Raw genomic sequence first — 15129 nt, 5'->3', positions numbered from 1 at the left:
GTCAGCCTCCTTGCACGGCGGTCAGGACTTCGACGCGGTCCCCCTCGCGCAGCGGCGTCGACGGCCACTGCGCGCGCGGGACGACGGTCTCGTTGAGGGCGGCGGCCACCCCGGAGGGGGCCGCCGTGAGCAGCCGGACGGCGGCGTCGAGCGCCGTGCCGGGGGCGACCCGCCGCCGCTGCCCGTTGAGCGAGATGTTCATGCCGGCTGCTCCTGGGGGGCGGCTGCGAACCGCAACGGCGTGAAGTCACGCGCAACGTCCGGCAGTTCACCGGTGGTCAGGACATGCGCCAGGACGTCCCCGGTGACCGGCGCGAGCAGCACGCCGTTGCGGTGGTGCCCGGTGGCGAGCAGCAGCCCGTCCAGGGCGGTCGGGCCGAGCAGCGGCGCGTTGTCGGGGGAGGCGGGGCGCAGGCCCGCCCGGGTCTCGGCCAGCGGCAGCTCGGTGAGGCCGGGCACCAGCTCGTGGGCGTCGCGCAGCAGCTCGTACACGCCGCCGGCGGTCACCGTGGTGTCCCAGCCCAGCTCCTCGCTCGTCGCCCCGACGACCAGCTCCCCGCTCTCGCGCGGCACCAGGTACACCTGGCTGCCCCGCACCATCGCCCGCACCGTCCGGTTCAGGAACGGCGCGAGGCCCCGCGGCACGGTCAGCCGCAGCACCTGCCCCTTCACGGGCCGCACGGGCGGCCGTACGTCGTCCGGGACGCCCGCGAGCCGGCCGCTCCGACTGCCGGCGGCGAGGACCACCCGGTCCGCGCGCAGCGCCGTGCCCTCCGTGGTGGTGACCCCCGTCGCCCGGTCCGCCGTGACGTCCAGGCGCTCGGCCCAGGCCCGGTGGAAGGTCACACCGGCCCGCTCGCACGCCTCCAGCAGCGCCCCGGTGAGCAGCCGGGGGTCGACCTGGTGGTCGCCGTCCACCCGCAGCCCACCGCGCACACCGGGCGCGAGCATCGGCTCCAGGCGCCGGCACTCCCGGCCGGTCAGCCACTCGGAGTCCAGCCCCGAACGGGTCTGCAGGGCGTGCAGCTCCCGCAGGTGGGCGCGGTCGTCCGCGTCGAGGGCCACGGCCAGCGTGCCGCACCGGCGGTAGCCGAGGGTGTGTCCGGTGAGGTCGGCGAGCTCGGCCGCGAAGTCCGGGTAGCGGCGGGCCGAGTCGAGGTTCAGGCCGAGCAGGCTCTGTTCGCCGTAGTGGAGTTCGGTGACCGCGGCCAGCATCCCGGCCGCCACCTGGGCGGCCCCGCCGCCCGGCTCCGGGTCCACCACGGCCGTGGCGAACCCGCGCTGCGCGGCCCGCCACGCCGTGACCAGGCCGATGATCCCGCCCCCGACGACGAGGACGTCTGACGTACGTGAGGACATGGGCGTCCAGCCCCTCCCTTCGCCGGCATGACCCGGATCAGGTTCGTACGGTCGGAGGCCGCCAGCCTCCCTCTCAGCCCGGTGCGTCCGGGCTCCCGCGAGTGCTCTACGGTGGCCACCCTAGCCCGCAGTCCCAGGTATCGGTAAGGGAGCCTCCCCGCATGGCCCGCTCGCTCGACGGTCTCCTCCTCGCCCCCGTCGCCGACCAGGCGCCGGGGCAGGTGGGGACGCGCACCCGGTTCACGTACCACGAGCAGGACGGCGTGGTCTGGGCCGAGTACGGCGGCGGCGACGTCGTGCGCGGGCACCTCGTCGGCACCCGGGACGGCGACCGGCTGGACTTCCGGTATGTGCAGCTCAAGCGGGACGGCACGACCTCCTCGGGCCACTGCGTGTCCACGGTGGGCGAACTCCCCGACGGGCGCGTGCGGCTGACGGAGACCTGGGAGTGGGAGTCGCAGCCGGGCAGCGGCACCAGTGTGGTCGAGCAGGTCCCGCGTCCTGACTGACGGCACGTCACGTGTCTATGGTGATCAGGTGAGCGAGCCAACCACCCAGTCGCAGCGGTCCGTGGTCGTCGCCGGCGCCGGCATGGCCGGTGTACAGACGGCGGTCGCCCTGCGGGAGAAGGGCTTCTCGGGGACGATCACCCTGATCGGCGCCGAGCCCCACCAGCCGTACGACCGCCCGCCCCTGTCCAAGGCCGTGCTGCTCGGCACCGCCGAGGGCTCCGCCTTCGACGTCGACTTCGAGGCGCTCGGCGTCGAACTGCGGCTCGGCTGCGAGGTGCTGGGCGTCCGCACCGCCGACCGCGTCCTGGACACCGAGACCGGGCCCGTCCCCTACGACGCGCTGGTGCTCGCCACCGGCGCCGAACCTCTGCGGCTGCCCGGCACCGAGGGCGTCCCCGGCGTGCACCTGCTGCGCACCCTGGACGACGCCGAGCGGCTGCGCCCGGTGCTCGCCCGGCAGCACGACGTCGTGGTCGTCGGCGCGGGCTGGATCGGAGCCGAGTTCACCACCGCCGCCCGGGAGGCGGGCTGCGCGGTGACCGTCGTGGAGGCCGCCGAGCGGCCGCTCGCGGGCGCCCTGCCCGCCGAGGTGGCCGAGCCGATGGCCGCCTGGTACGCGGACAGCGGGGCCGTGCTGCGCACCGGCACGCGCGTGGAGCGCGTCGAGCAGGGCGCCGTCGTCCTGGGCGACGGCACGCGCGTGCCCGCCGGCGCCGTCGTCGTCGGCATCGGGGCCCGGCCCGCCACCGCCTGGCTCACCGGCTCGGACATCGCGCTCGGCGCGCAGGGCGAGGTGCTGGCCGACGACCGGCTGCGCACCTCCGCCCCGGACGTGTACGCGGTGGGCGACTGCGCCTCCTTCCCGTCCGGGCGCTACGGCGAGCGGCTGCTGGTCCACCACTGGGACAACGCCCTCCAGGGGCCCCGCACGGTCGCCGCCGACATCCTCGGCGAGACCACCGCGCGCTACGACCCCGTGCCCTACTTCTGGTCCGAGCAGTTCGGCCGGTTCGTGCAGTACGCCGGACACCACCCGGGCGCCGACACGCTGCTGTGGCGCGGCGACCCGGCCGGCCCCGCCTGGTCGGTGTGCTGGCTGCGCGAGGGGCGGCTGGCCGCCCTCCTGGCGGTGGGCCGCCCCCGGGACCTCGCCCAGGGACGGCGGCTGATCGAGGCGGGGGCGCCGATGGACGCCTCGCTGCTGACGGACCCCGCGCGGCCCCTGAAGGCGGCGTTGGCGTGACGCACGGGCAGGCGGCCGCGCCCGGCCGGACCGGCCTGACTTCCGACTGTCGGTGCCAGATGGCAGGCTTGTTCCCGTGACCGAGATTGACGCAAAGATCGATGCTCTCGTCCCCGCCTGGCTCACCGTCCCCGACATCGCCGAGATGCTCGGCGTCGAGGTGACCCGCGTCCGGCAGCTGGTCAAGGAGGGCCAGCTCATCGCCGTACGCCGGGGTGAGAACCGCGCGCTGCACGTCCCCGCCGCCTTCATCGACGGGGACAAGGTCGTCAAGGGCCTGTCCGGGACCCTGACGCTCCTGCGGGACGACGGCTTCACGGACGAAGAGATGCTGGAGTGGCTCTTCACTCCCGACCCCTCCCTGCCCGGCACGCCCGCGCAGGCCCTCAGCGAGAACCGCGGCACGGAGGTGAAGCGCCGCGCCCAGGCGCTCGCCGTCTGACCGACCCGCACAAGCCCCCTTCGGCCGGTCCCGGGTCGCGTACGACACGCGGCCCGGGGCGCCGGCCGGCAGGCGTACGCCCCGGGCGCCGCATCCGTATCCCGCGCCCCGCGGTGCACCCGTGCCCGCCGCCGGACCCCGGCGACGGCTCCCGGTACCGTGCCAGCGTCCGGCACCCGCCCGGCACCCGGCACCACCGATCCCAGGGGGCTCCGCATGTCCGACACCGCCCGTGCGCAACTCGCCGACGCCCGGCTGTACCTGTGCACCGACGCCCGCAGGCGCCAGGGCGACCTCGTGGAGTTCCTGGACGCCGTGCTCGCCGGTGGCGTCGACATCGTGCAGCTGCGCGACAAGGGCATGGAGGCCGCCGAGGAGCTGGAGCACCTGCGGGTCCTGGCCGAGGCGTGCGCCCGGCACGGCAAGCTCCTCGCGGTCAACGACCGGGCCGACGTGGCCCATGCCGCCGGCTCCGACGTCCTGCACCTGGGCCAGGGCGACCTGCCCGTCCCGGCCGCCCGGGCGATCCTCGGCCCCGACGTCCTGATAGGCCGCTCCACGCACACCGAGGCGGAGGCCACCGCGGCGGCCGTCCAGGAGGGCGTCGACTACTTCTGCACCGGCCCCTGCTGGCCCACCCCGACCAAGCCCGGCCGGCCCGCCCCCGGTCTCGGCCTGGTCCGCCACACCGCCGCCCTCGGCACCGAGCGTCCCTGGTTCGCCATCGGCGGCATCGACCTCGGCAACCTCGACCGGGTGCTGGAGGCCGGAGCCCGCCGGGTCGTCGTCGTACGGGCCCTCACGGAGGCGGACGACCCCGGCGCGGCCGCGGCCGAGCTCGCCGGGCGACTGCGCCAGGACTGAACCGGCTCGTCTCATTTTCCGTACCGCGGCGTCTCGGATGGTGGGCGTTCGAGGATCTTGGGGGCCGTGCGGGGCGCTTTCGGCCCCGATCTGTCCAAGGGATGGACAGGGACGCGACAAATCGGGCAAATGTCCAGTGTCCGGTTGGGGGACCGGGTGCCCCTGGTTAACCTGCGAGTATGGCCCTCGGCACCGCATCCATCAGGTCGGACCACGCTCGTACCGTGCGCGAGATGCTCGCGACCGGCAAGACGACGTATTCCTTCGAGTTCTACGCCCCCAAGACCCCGAAGGGCGAGCGGAACCTGTGGAACGCGCTGCGCAGGGTCGAGGCCGTCCGGCCCGACTTCGTCTCGGTGACCTACGGCGCCGGGGGCTCCACGCGCGCGGGCACCGTCAAGGCGACCGAGGCCATCGCCTCGGACACCACGCTCACGCCGATCGCCCACCTCACCGCCGTCGACCACTCGGTGGCCGACCTGCGGAACATCATCGGGCAGTACGCCGACGCCGGGATCCGCAACATGCTGGCCCTGCGCGGCGACCCGCCGGGCGACCCGCTGGGCGACTGGGTGCCGCACCCCCGCGGCCTCACCTACGCCGCCGAACTCGTCGAGCTGATCAAGGCGTCCGGGGACTTCTGCGTCGGCGTCGCGGCCTTCCCGGCGATGCACCCGCGCTCCGCCGACCGGGACACCGACGTGCGGCACTTCGTCGACAAGTGCCGGGCCGGCGCCGACTACGCGATCACGCAGATGTTCTTCGATCCGGAGGACTATCTGCGGCTGCGCGACCGGGTCGCCGCCGCCGGCTGCGACACCCCGATCATCCCGGAGATCATGCCCATCGCCGGCGTACGGACGCTGGAACGGATCCCCTCCCTCACCAACGCCGCGTTCCCGGACGCCCTGAGAGAGCGGATCCTCGCAGCGAAGGACGATCCCGCGGCGGTACGCTCCATCGGTATCGAGTTCGCCACCGAGTTCTGCGCACGGCTGCTGGCCGAGGGAGTGCCCGGACTGCACTTCATCACGCTCAACAACTCCACGGCGACACTGGAAATCCACGAGAACCTGGGCCTGCACCACCCACCGCAGGCCTAGACCGGTCGTCCTGATATACGTCACACTGCGTAGGCGGCCACTGGGAGAGGGGCGTACATGGGCTTGACGGTCCTCTACATCGCGTTCGGCTTCGTCGCGCTGTGGCTGCTCGGTGAGGTGCTGCTGCAGTACAAGGCACGGCTGCGCTGGCGGCTGGTCGCCTTCGTCGGCTTCCTCGGCGTCGTCCTCGGCGTGCTCACGCAGTCCGTGATCGTCATCGGAGTGGGCGCCGCGGCCTTCGCGATCGGGCAGACCTACGTCACGCTGTCGTTCCGCCGCGGCTTCTCCGCCGGCTGGGCGGTCTCCGCGCCGGCCCTCGGCCCGCTGGCCGCCAGGCGCCGCCGCGACGAGGCCGACCGCCAGGAGCCGAGCCTGGAGGTCTCCGACCTGGAGGCCGCCGACGGCTACCCGGACGACGGCGCCGACTACGGCCGCGACCACGCCGCCTACGGCACCGACGACTACGACCACGACGACGTCTTCACCCCCGCGCGCGGGGGCCGGGAGACGGCCGCCGAGTCGACCTCCGTCTACGAGCCGCAGCCCCTGCCGGAGGACACCGGCTCCTACGGCGTGTACAGCGACGCCGCCTACGCGGCCGCCCAGCAGGGCTACGCCGACGCGGGCCAGTCCCAGGAGCAGTACGCCACCGCCGACCAGAGCTACTCGTACGACGGCTACGCCGGGTACGACCAGCAGCAGTACGGCTATGACGCGAACGGCCAGCAGCAGTACGCCGCCTACTCCGACCCGTACATCGGCACCCAGACCTACGGCGGCGCCTCGTACGACGCCTACGGGCAGCAGCAGTACGGCCAGCAGTCCTACGGGCAGGACGCGTACGCCACCGGAACCTACCCCGAGGGCACCCCGCCCGGCGGTGTCTGGGTCCCGCAGCAGCGCACCGACGAGTACGGCGCCGAGCTCCCGCCCGAGCAGCAGTACCCCTACCAGGGCAACGGGCAGCAGCAGGGCCCGGGTTACGACGAGCAGTACCGTTTCTGACGGGTCCGCGCACCGGGGCTCACGCCCGGCTCACCGGGAGCCCTGGAACTGAGGCCCTTCCACGATCAGCCCGGCCACCAGCGCGCCGGACATGCCCGCGTGCGGAAGCCCGCCGCCGGGGTGCGACCAGCCGCCGACCGTGAACAGCCCTGCCAGGGCCGTGCTGTTGGAGGCGTGCAGCATCCGCCCGTCCGCGGCGGCCAGCGCCGGAGCCGGAACCGCGCCGCCCTCCGCGCCCGTCGTCTCCGCGACGTCGGCGGGGGTCAGGACCTCGCGCCACAGCAGGCGCTCCCGCAGATCGGGCACCGCCCGCTCGGCGACGGTCATCAGGGCGTCCGCACGCCGGGCCGTCTCCTCGGCGGAACCGCCGCCGGACCCGGCCGGCACCGTCGCCACGAGCGTGACCGCCTCATGACCGGCGTCCGGGACCAGGGCCGGGTCGCCGGGCCGCAGCACCGAGACCGTGGGGCGCGCCGCCATGCCCGCGGCGGCCCCGAACAGGGCGTCCAGCTCGGCGCCCCGGTCCTCGGCGTGCACCACCGTGCGGTGCGCCGTGCCGTCCGGGCGGCCGCCCCGCAGGGCCAGCAGCACCGTCAGCCGGCTCGGGGCCCGGCGCCTCGGCGGGACCTCGCCCTCGGCGCGCACCGCCGTGCCCCGCACCAGCCGGTCCAGTACGCCCGGCGCGACCCCGCTCACCACGAGATCGGCCTCCACCGCCGTCCCGTCGGCCAGCTCCAGCCCGGCCGCCCGGCCGTCCTTCTCCAGGACCGCCGCGACCTGCGCGCCGAAGTGGAACGCGACCCGGCGGGCCACGCACCGCTCGTACACCGCCCGCGCCAACTCCCGCACACCGCCGCGCACATACCAGGTCCCGAAGGCGTGCTCCATGTACGGCAGCACCGCCGCGTTCGCCGGAGCCTCACGGGGATCGAGGCCGTACGCGAGCGCGTGGCTCTCCAGGAGGGCGGCCAGCCGGGGGTCGCGCAGCTCCCAGGCGCCGACCTCGGCGAGGGTGCCGGCGCGGCGGGTGCGCAGCAGCCGCTTGTGGGGGACAGACGGGTACGGCTCACGGCCGGCCAGCACCTGCCAGTCGGGCCACAGGGGCTCCTCCAGCAGCGGTCTGCGGGTGCGGTCCCAGGTCTCGCGGGCGCGGACCAGGAAGTCGCCCCAGCGGCGCCCCGCTCCGGCGCCCAGAGCCGCGTCCAGGGCCGAGACGACGCCCGCGCGTGAGGCGTTCGGCAGCGCGGCCTCGGAGCCGTCCGCGAAGAGGTGCCGCGCGGAGGGGTCGACCTGGACGAGGTCGACGCACTCCTCCAGCGGCTCCTTGCCGGTCTTGACGAACAGGTCGCGGTACACGGCGGGCAGCGGGAGCAGACCGGGGCCCGTGTCGAAGGCGAAGCCGTCGCGCTCGAAGCGGCGCACCGCTCCGCCGTACGTCTCCGTCCGCTCGTACACCGCCACCCGGTGGCCCGCGACGGCCAGCCGGGCCGCGGCCGCCAGGGCGCCCATCCCGGCGCCGATCACCGCAATCCGTGCCATGGAGGGGACCTTATCGGCCGCCGCCGACAACCGGACCGCCGGGCTCCGTCGCAGCTCAGCCGGGGCGCCGGGTCACCGCGGTGCGTGCCGGGCGCTTCTCGGCCCGCCGCTCGGCCCGGCGCCGCAGGAAGCGGCGGATGCGCGAGACGAGGAAGTACAGCAGCAGCACCCCGGCCAGCAGCAGGGCGCCCGTGATGACGGCGGCCGCGACGGGGTGGAAGATCGCGAAGGTGAGGAGCGCGGCGACCCCGAGGTCCTCGGCGAGGCTCACCACGATGTTGCTGAAGGGCTCGGGGGAGCTGTTGACCGCCATTCGCGTCCCGGCCTTGACCAGATGGCTGACCAGCGCCGTGGAACCGCCGAGCGCGCCCGCCGCGAGCTCCGGCACCGATCCGCTCTGACCGGCGAGCAGCGCGGCGACGACCGCGCCGGACACCGGGCGGATCACGGTGTGCGCCGCGTCCCAGGCCGAGTCCACGTACGGGATCTTGTCGGCGACGGCCTCGCACAGGAACAGCACAGCGGCCGCGATCAGGACGTCCGGGCGCTGCAGGGCCTCGGGGACGTCGTCGCTCAGTCCGGTCGCGCCGAATATGCCGAGGAGCAGGACCACCGCGTACGCGTTGACGCCGCTGGCCCAGCCGCTTGTGAACACCAGAGGGAGTACGGACACGCAGGGGATCGTAGCCAGTCGGCGACGGCGGGTCATGAGGTCCGGCGCGCAGCTCTGAGTACCCGTACCTAGGCGGCTGGATGAGTACGCGCGCGGATGGGCCGCGACCTGCCCGGACGGCAGAGTGGAGGCACGGAGAAGGGGACCGGCTCCGGCACCGGCGACACGGGGCGCCGGAACGGAGCGGCCCCGGATCCGCTCCTTCCGCCGGCCCGGCGTCGGCGGGAGCGAGACCGGGGGATACGGGGGACGGACCGAACGGGGGTCTGGGGGGAACGGGGGAGCACGGGGGTGCACGAGGAGGCGCCGGTCCGGTGACGGCCCGCGGGGGACGCGGCCGTCACGGACCGGCGCTTTCGTGCGCGCGTGCCGGGTGCGGGCCTCAGCGGCGCCCGCTCACCCGGCCCTGCAGCAGCCGGGACAGCGCCGCGTGGACGTCGTCCAGGGAGCGCTCCGGCTGGAACGACTTCCAGTCCAGCGCGGCCACCAGCACCATGCCGACCAGGGCGGCGGCGGTCAGCGGGACGTCGATCTCGTCGCTGAACTCGCCGCCCTCCACGCCCTCGCGCAGCACGCCCTCGACGACCGCCACGGCCTGCTGCCGGACCACCATCAGCGTGGACTGCCAGGCGCGGTTGGTCCGCCACAGCTCGGCGACGTAGAGCTGGGTGAACGACGGGTAGCGGTCGATGAAGACCAGACCCGCGCGGACCATCGCGTCGAGCGCGTCCACCCTGCTCCCGCCCTCGCGGGCGGTCGTCTCGGCCGCGTCCCGCAGGGAGGCCGTGAGCAGGCCGACCCCGTGCCGCAGCAACTCCTCGAAGAGGACCGACTTGCTGGCGAAGTTGTAGTAGACGGTGCCCTTCGCCACCCCGGCACGCTCGGCGATCTCGTCCACCGTGGTGGCGGAGAAGCCTTGTTCGGCGATGAGCGTGACGGCCGCCTCGTAGAGCTTCTGCCGGGTGGCCTCACGGCGCGTGCTGCCGCCCGACGCGGCGCTGCTGCTTTCCATGACCCCGATTGTCCCGCGCCCGCTCACAGGCTCAGCTCCGGGTGCAGCCGGTCGAGCGTCCACACCTGCCGGCGGCGGGCCGACAGCGCGGTCAGCGCCAGAGCGCCGGCCGTGAAGGCGGCCAGGACCAGGCATCCGGTCCACACCGGCTGCAGACCGCCGCCCGTGATGAGCCGGCGCAGCGCCTCGACGACGTAGGTCATCGGCAGGAACGGATGCAGGGCGTTGAAGAAGCCCGGGCTGGTCTGCACCGGGTAGGTGCCGCCCGCGGACGTGAGCTGGAGCATCAGCAGCGCCAGGACGAGGATCCGTCCGGCCGCGCCGAAGCGGGCGTTCAGCCACTGCACGATCGCCGCGAAGCACGCCGTCACCAGGAAGAGGAAGCCCACCGTCCCGGCCGCCCGCTCCATCTGGAGCCCGACCGCCCAGTGCAGCACGGACATCAGCGCCACGGTCTGCAGCACACCGATCGCGACCACGGGCAGCCAGCCCGCCAGCGCGATCCGCCACGCCGAGGCGCCGGCGGCGAGCGCGCGCCGGTTCATCGGCGCGATCAGCATGTACGCCACCATCGCGCCCACCCACAGGGACAGCGGGATGAAGTACGGGGCGAAGCCGGTGCCGTAGTTGGGCGCCTTGTGCAGGTCCCGGGAGACGAGCTGGACCGGGTCGGCCATCACCTCGGTGCGCCGGTCGCGGTCCTTCTTGTCGTAGTCGGGGATCTTCCCGGCACCCTCGTGCAGCCCGTTCGAGAGCTTGCCGGAGCCGTCGACCAGCTTGTACATGCCGCCGTTCAGGTCGTACGCGCCCGACTTCAGCCGGCCCACGCCGGTGTCCAGATCCACGGCGCCGGTCCTCGCCGTGCCGAGCCCCGTGTGCAGCTTCCTGGCCCCGGCGGCGACCTGCGCGGCCCCGTCGTTCAGCTTGTTGATCCGGCTGACGGCGTCGTCGAGGTCCTCCGAGAGGCGGGGCGCGCGCTCGGCGAGGGCGTCGGCCTGCTTCTGGAGCGTGGCGAGGTGCTTGTCGAGCTTCTTCAGATCGCCGTGCTGGTCGGCGATCAGGGTGTTCAGGTCGTCCGCGATCGTCGCCACGTCCGCCGCCGACTGCTTGGCCTTCTTCAGGTCGGCGCAGACCGGGTCGGGCAGGACGGCGTCCTCGCAGCGCGTCCGGTAGACCGTGTCCAGGACGTCGGAGGCGGCGTGGGCGCCCTTGGCGGCTCCCGGCGCGCGCTCGACGAGGTCGTCGAGGTTGTCGCGGAGGGCGCCCGAGGAGTCGGAGACCAGGCGAGCGGTGTCGCCGATGGTCTTCTCGTTGTCCGCCAGGAACGGGCCGACCTTCCTGTCGACGGCGTTGACCTTGTCGGCCAGCGTCCGGGTGCCGGCGGCGACCCGCCGCGAGCCGTCCTCCAGGTCCCGCGCGCCCTTGTCGAGCCGCTTCAGACCCGACGACAGCCTGCCGCTGCCGTCCTTGGCGTCCTTGAGCCCCTTGGCGAGGTCCTTGGAGCCCTTCTCGGCCTTGCCGATGCCGCCCTCGAGCTTGTCGGCGCCGTTCGCGGCCTTCACGGTCTCGCCGTGGATGTCGGAGAACGACACGAAGATCCGGTCCAGGAACGACCGGGACGCCTTGGTGGACGCCGCGTCGCGCACCTCGCTGAACACCGTCCGCGAGATCTGCCCGACGATGTAGTTGTTGGCGTCGTTCGTCCGCACCTGCAGGGCGCCCGTCTCCGGGCTCTTGCCGGCGCTGGAGGCGATCCGCTCGCTGAAGTCGGACGGCATGGTCAGCGACAGGTAGTAGGTGCCGTCCTCGACGCCCTTCTCGGCATCGTCGGCACTCACCTCGCGCCAGTCGAAGACGTCGCTCTCGTGCAGCCCCTCGGTGATGTCGTCGCCCGCCGTGAGTTTCTTCCCCCGCACGGTCGTCCCCGCGTCCTCGTTCACCAGGGCGACGGGGATGCGGTCGAGGCGGCCGTACGGGTCCCAGAAGGACCACAGGTACAGGGCGCCGTACAGCAGGGGCAGCACCAGCAGGGCGACCAGCGCGGCACGGGGGAGCTTCCCCCGGCCGAAGCGCCGCAGTTCAAGCGCGGCCAGCCTGGGTGAGCGCATCGGCGGCCTCCTCTCCGTCGGTCCCGTCCTCGTCGCGGTCCTCGTCCTCTCCGGGGGCCCCGTCGGCGCCCGTGGTGGACACCCGCACCGTGCCGTCCGGGGCCTCGCGGCACACCGCCAGGACCGTGGTCCCGGACTCGGCGACCGACTTCAGCAGCGCCCAGACCTCGGCGCGTTCGGCGTCCGAGAGCTTCAGGTCGGTGTCGTCGACGCCGAGCAGGCGCGGGCGCGCGACGAGCGCGAGCGCCAGGGACAGCCGCAGCGCCTCCGCGCGCTCCAGGTCGCGTACGGCGGTGCGCGGGCCCTTGGGCAGGGACGCCAGGTCCAGGCCCGCGGCGGCCAGGGCGCTGTCGATCCGCCGCCGTCGCTCCTCTCGCCCCTCGTGGCGCGGGCGCAGCAGCGCCCGCAGCGAGTCGCCGAACCGCCACTGGAGCAGCGCGCGTTCCCGCAGGTGCTCGGCGACGGTCAGGGCCGGGTCGAGGTCGGTCACCCCGGGCACATGGGCGAGGGCGCTGACGCGCCGCACCGCCGCCATCCGCCGGGGCAGTTCCGCCCCGTCGACCACCGCCGTGCCCTCGGTGGGTTTCATCCGCCCCGTGAGGGCCAGCAGAAGACACGTACGGCCGCTGCCGGACGGCCCCTCGATCGTGATCAGCGAACCGGGCCCGGCCTCGAAGGAGACCGCGCGGAACGCCCACCCGCGCGGTCCCCGAAGCCCGAGATCCCGGGCCGTGACGCCGTCGGCTGTCACGGTTCCCCCCATCCCCGCCCCCTCATTGTTTTTGAACTGACTGGTCAGTGCAAAAGGTAGCCCGAACTTGCGAGCGAGGCAAAACCCCAGGTCGGAACGGATTGTCAGTGCCGTACCCCACGATGGGCACATACGGCGTCCCGTATCGGGGCATGCCGTCACACAGACGACAGGAGGTTCGTCATGGCCAGCTCGCACGCAGCCGCCGCCCGCCGGCGCCGCGCCACCGGCCCTGCCCCCTCACTGACCGGCCCCGCCGGCGACGTCCACCCGGTGCTCCGCAGGGCCACGGCCCCGCCCGCCGCCCTCGACCTGCTCGCCCAGGCCCGCGCCGGGCTGGACGAGGCCACCGTCCTCGAGACCCCGAACGAGCGCTACGCCACGGCCCACCTGGCCGCCCTGCGCGTCGCCGCCGCCGTACTCGCCGCACGCGGCCGCCCGGAGGCCACGCCCAGGCGCCGGGCCAGGATCCGGAGCGCCTGGGAAGTGCTCCCCGAGATAGCGCCCGAACTCGCCGAGTGGAGCGCGCTGTTCGCCTCCGGTGCCGAGCGCCGCGCCCGCGCCGAGGCCGGTATCCGGGGCGCGGCCGGCCGCCGGGAGGCCGACGACCTGATACGCGACGTGGCGATGTTCCTGCGCCTCGTCGAGCGGATGCTGGTGCTCCAGCCGGTCCTGCCCCAGCCCCGCCAGGACACCGACGCCGACCCGGCCGACGGCGCACGCTCCGCGGAGATGCCGGACGCGGGGTGAGACCCGTGGACCGGCGCCCGCCGGCCCCTCGGGCGTACGGCGGCCCTGGTCGGCGGGGGAGTCCGGCGGGGGAGTCCGGTGGGCGGGACGCCCGGGTCCGCCCGGCACCGCGATGGCCGCCCGGCGCCCGGGAGGCAATAGGGTGGGAGGTGCCTGCAGCCTTCCCGCGCCCGTCATCCGGCCCGGTGAGGCAGACCGTTCGCTCCGCCGTGCAGACGGCGGTCCCGCGCCGAGGAGTCAATCGCCGTGTCGGACCCGATGCGCCCGCCCGTCTCCGCCCCGCACCCCCAGGGGACACCGCGCTCCGGCCCCTCCCGGTCCCGCGCCGCTCTGCGCACCGCCGTGGTCTGGGAGGTCCTCCAAGAGGCCCTGGACCGCCGGGTCAAGGCCACGGGCCGCCCCGCGCTGGACGTCCTGGACACCGGGGGCGGCAGCGGCAACTTCGCCGTGCCCCTGGCCCGCCTGGGGCACCGCGTCACCGTCGTCGACCCCAGCCCCAACGCGCTCTTCGCCCTGGAGCGGCGCGCCGCCGAGGCCGATGTCGCGGACCGCGTGCAGGGCGTCCAGGGCGACGCCCACGGCCTGTTCGACGTGGCCGAGCGCGGCGCGTACGACGTCGTGCTCTGCCACGGCGTGCTCGAGTACGTCGACGACCCCGCCGAGGGCCTGCGCAACGCGGTGGCCGCGCTGCGGACCGAGGGCGTGCTCAGCCTGCTCGCCGCGGGGCTCGGCGGCGCGGTGCTGTCCCGGGCCCTCGCCGGCCACTTCACGGAGGCCAAGCGGGCCCTGGAGGACCCCGACGGGCGCTGGGGCCAGGGCGACCCGGTGCCCCGGCGCTTCACGGCCGAGCAGCTCACCGGACTCGTCGAGGGCGCGGGCCTGCGGGTCGGAGCCGTGCACGGGGTGCGGGTCTTCGCCGACCTCGTGCCGGGCGTGCTCGTGGACACCGAGCCCGGTGCGCTGGAGGCGCTGCTGAAGCTGGAGGAGGCGGCGGCCGAGCTGCCCGCGTTCCAGTCGGTGGCCACCCAGCTCCATGTGCTCGGCGAGACGCCGGAGACGGCCGGGGCCTGAGGCGCCCTCCGCGTTCACCCCGCCGGGCATGCCTTGATCAGGGACTTGGCCGCACATGGAGTACGCCACAGGCCCCCCGTCCGCGCGCCCGGCGCCGTATGATCGGGGGAGACCGTTCCGGCATGACGGGTCGGCCGCTGGGGAAAGTAGGTCTCAGCGAGCCGGGGCGCCATGCCGGGGCCCGGTTGGCCAATTGGCGTAGAGGGGCGGGTTTCACGGGGGCGATTCCCTGCCTATCCTGAAGGGACCCCCCGGGTCGCCCCGGCGACTGCACGATGAGGAGGACTCCGTGCCGCTCTCGGAGCACGAGCAGCGCATGCTCGAGCAGATGGAGCGAGCGCTGTACGCCGAAGATCCGAAGTTCGCGACAGCGCTTGAGGGAAGCGGGCTGCGCACGTACACCCGGCGACGGGTCTACCAGGCGGTCGCGGGCTTCCTCGTAGGTATCGCGCTCCTCATGGCTGGAATGGTCGCCAAGCAGGTGTGGCTCAGTGTGGTGGGCTTCCTGGTGATGCTGGGCTGTGCGGTCCTCGCCGTGACCGGCTGGCGAAAGGCCCCCAAGCCGGGCGAGCAGCCCGCGGGCGGTCCGCCCGCAGGCCGGTCCGCCCGCCAGAGGCGCTCCATGATGGACAGGATCGAGCAGCGCTGGCAGCGCCGCCGCGACGAGCAGGGCGGCCACTAGCCGCGGCTCCCGTGA

Annotated in this window: 16 protein-coding genes and 1 riboswitch; of the genes, 9 read left to right on the top strand and 7 right to left on the bottom strand. The window is 74.3% G+C overall.

Annotated elements, in window-relative coordinates; translation table 11 throughout:
- Window position 1 precedes the first annotated feature (1 nt).
- Window positions 2-202, bottom strand: a complete 201-nt coding sequence (gene thiS, locus ACFRAC_RS14080; RefSeq protein ID WP_382924137.1) for a sulfur carrier protein ThiS — start codon at window positions 200-202, stop codon at window positions 2-4.
- Entirely contained in the window at window positions 199-1359 is a 1161-nt protein-coding gene (gene thiO / locus ACFRAC_RS14075) for a glycine oxidase ThiO (protein WP_382924136.1), read from the bottom strand. The genes thiS and thiO overlap by 4 nt, the downstream gene beginning before the upstream one ends.
- Window positions 1357-1468, bottom strand: a riboswitch (TPP riboswitch). Its footprint overlaps the gene before it by 3 nt.
- A gap of 52 nt (window positions 1469-1520) precedes the next feature.
- Between thiO and ACFRAC_RS14070 the strand changes: the two genes are divergently transcribed.
- From ACFRAC_RS14070 to ACFRAC_RS14045, 6 genes are all read left to right on the top strand, one after another.
- Window positions 1521-1868, top strand: a complete 348-nt coding sequence (locus ACFRAC_RS14070; protein WP_382924135.1) for a hypothetical protein — start codon at window positions 1521-1523, stop codon at window positions 1866-1868.
- A 61-nt stretch (window positions 1869-1929) separates the two neighbouring features.
- Window positions 1930-3114, top strand: a complete 1185-nt coding sequence (locus ACFRAC_RS14065) for an NAD(P)/FAD-dependent oxidoreductase (RefSeq protein WP_382924187.1) — start codon at window positions 1930-1932, stop codon at window positions 3112-3114.
- A gap of 76 nt (window positions 3115-3190) precedes the next feature.
- Window positions 3191-3556 carry an Rv2175c family DNA-binding protein gene (locus ACFRAC_RS14060; protein WP_382924134.1) on the top strand — a complete coding sequence of 122 codons (366 nt, stop codon included), beginning with the start codon at window positions 3191-3193 and terminating at the stop codon, window positions 3554-3556.
- A gap of 216 nt (window positions 3557-3772) precedes the next feature.
- Window positions 3773-4420 (top strand): thiamine phosphate synthase, encoded by a 648-nt coding sequence (thiE, locus tag ACFRAC_RS14055; RefSeq protein WP_382924133.1) that lies wholly within the window; start codon window positions 3773-3775, stop codon window positions 4418-4420.
- Between the two features lie 179 nt (window positions 4421-4599).
- The gene (metF, locus tag ACFRAC_RS14050; RefSeq protein ID WP_382924132.1) at window positions 4600-5523 is read left to right on the top strand and encodes a methylenetetrahydrofolate reductase [NAD(P)H]; all 924 of its coding nucleotides are present in this window, start codon (window positions 4600-4602) and stop codon (window positions 5521-5523) included.
- A 57-nt stretch (window positions 5524-5580) separates the two neighbouring features.
- Window positions 5581-6528 carry a hypothetical protein gene (locus tag ACFRAC_RS14045; RefSeq protein WP_382924131.1) on the top strand — a complete coding sequence of 316 codons (948 nt, stop codon included), beginning with the start codon at window positions 5581-5583 and terminating at the stop codon, window positions 6526-6528.
- Window positions 6529-6558: 30 nt separating this feature from the next.
- On the opposite strand, the gene ACFRAC_RS14040 is transcribed toward ACFRAC_RS14045, so the two are convergent.
- From ACFRAC_RS14040 to ACFRAC_RS14020, 5 genes are all read right to left on the bottom strand, one after another.
- Window positions 6559-8067 carry a phytoene desaturase family protein gene (locus ACFRAC_RS14040; RefSeq protein ID WP_382924130.1) on the bottom strand — a complete coding sequence of 503 codons (1509 nt, stop codon included), beginning with the start codon at window positions 8065-8067 and terminating at the stop codon, window positions 6559-6561.
- Window positions 8068-8122: 55 nt separating this feature from the next.
- Window positions 8123-8740, bottom strand: a complete 618-nt coding sequence (locus tag ACFRAC_RS14035) for a DUF4126 domain-containing protein (protein WP_382924129.1) — start codon at window positions 8738-8740, stop codon at window positions 8123-8125.
- Between the two features lie 382 nt (window positions 8741-9122).
- Complete coding sequence (locus ACFRAC_RS14030; RefSeq protein ID WP_382924128.1) at window positions 9123-9752, bottom strand: TetR/AcrR family transcriptional regulator; 630 nt, start codon at window positions 9750-9752, stop codon at window positions 9123-9125.
- Between the two features lie 23 nt (window positions 9753-9775).
- Window positions 9776-11860, bottom strand: a complete 2085-nt coding sequence (locus tag ACFRAC_RS14025) for a YhgE/Pip family protein (RefSeq protein WP_382924127.1) — start codon at window positions 11858-11860, stop codon at window positions 9776-9778.
- Complete coding sequence (locus ACFRAC_RS14020; protein ID WP_382924126.1) at window positions 11832-12623, bottom strand: ATP-binding cassette domain-containing protein; 792 nt, start codon at window positions 12621-12623, stop codon at window positions 11832-11834. Before ACFRAC_RS14020 ends, ACFRAC_RS14025 begins: the two co-directional genes overlap by 29 nt.
- A gap of 171 nt (window positions 12624-12794) precedes the next feature.
- On the opposite strand from ACFRAC_RS14020, the gene ACFRAC_RS14015 reads away from it, so the two are divergent.
- The 3 genes from ACFRAC_RS14015 to ACFRAC_RS14005 all read left to right on the top strand — a co-directional run bounded on the left by ACFRAC_RS14015 (window position 12795) and on the right by ACFRAC_RS14005 (window position 15114).
- A complete protein-coding gene (locus ACFRAC_RS14015; protein WP_382924125.1) occupies window positions 12795-13361 on the top strand; it encodes an SAV_6107 family HEPN domain-containing protein in 567 nt (188 codons plus the stop codon).
- 246 nt (window positions 13362-13607) lie between these two features.
- Window positions 13608-14432: a methyltransferase gene (locus tag ACFRAC_RS14010; protein WP_382924124.1), complete on the top strand. Its 825-nt coding sequence runs from the start codon at window positions 13608-13610 to the stop codon at window positions 14430-14432.
- A 289-nt stretch (window positions 14433-14721) separates the two neighbouring features.
- Window positions 14722-15114, top strand: coding sequence for a DUF3040 domain-containing protein (locus ACFRAC_RS14005; RefSeq protein ID WP_382924123.1), 393 nt, complete (start codon window positions 14722-14724; stop codon window positions 15112-15114).
- The last annotated feature ends 15 nt before the right edge of the window (window positions 15115-15129 follow it).

Origin of the sequence: Streptomyces sp. NPDC056628, from assembly GCF_042792555.1 — a bacterium.
Lineage (GTDB): Bacteria > Actinomycetota > Actinomycetes > Streptomycetales > Streptomycetaceae > Streptomyces.
This window is presented reverse-complemented; position numbering and strand designations above follow the sequence as displayed.

What these genes read in the sequence shown, in the direction of transcription:
- thiS (WP_382924137.1), bottom strand. Translation starts at nt 202, where the DNA reads ATGAACATCTCGCTCAACGGGCAGCGGCGGCGGGTCGCCCCCGGCACG.
- thiO (WP_382924136.1), bottom strand. Translation starts at nt 1,359, where the DNA reads ATGTCCTCACGTACGTCAGACGTCCTCGTCGTCGGGGGCGGGATCATC.
- ACFRAC_RS14070 (WP_382924135.1), top strand. Translation starts at nt 1,521, where the DNA reads ATGGCCCGCTCGCTCGACGGTCTCCTCCTCGCCCCCGTCGCCGACCAG.
- thiE (WP_382924133.1), top strand. Translation starts at nt 3,773, where the DNA reads ATGTCCGACACCGCCCGTGCGCAACTCGCCGACGCCCGGCTGTACCTG.
- metF (WP_382924132.1), top strand. Translation starts at nt 4,600, where the DNA reads ATGGCCCTCGGCACCGCATCCATCAGGTCGGACCACGCTCGTACCGTG.
- ACFRAC_RS14045 (WP_382924131.1), top strand. Translation starts at nt 5,581, where the DNA reads ATGGGCTTGACGGTCCTCTACATCGCGTTCGGCTTCGTCGCGCTGTGG.
- ACFRAC_RS14040 (WP_382924130.1), bottom strand. Translation starts at nt 8,067, where the DNA reads ATGGCACGGATTGCGGTGATCGGCGCCGGGATGGGCGCCCTGGCGGCC.
- ACFRAC_RS14030 (WP_382924128.1), bottom strand. Translation starts at nt 9,752, where the DNA reads ATGGAAAGCAGCAGCGCCGCGTCGGGCGGCAGCACGCGCCGTGAGGCC.
- ACFRAC_RS14025 (WP_382924127.1), bottom strand. Translation starts at nt 11,860, where the DNA reads ATGCGCTCACCCAGGCTGGCCGCGCTTGAACTGCGGCGCTTCGGCCGG.
- ACFRAC_RS14020 (WP_382924126.1), bottom strand. Translation starts at nt 12,623, where the DNA reads ATGGGGGGAACCGTGACAGCCGACGGCGTCACGGCCCGGGATCTCGGG.
- ACFRAC_RS14015 (WP_382924125.1), top strand. Translation starts at nt 12,795, where the DNA reads ATGGCCAGCTCGCACGCAGCCGCCGCCCGCCGGCGCCGCGCCACCGGC.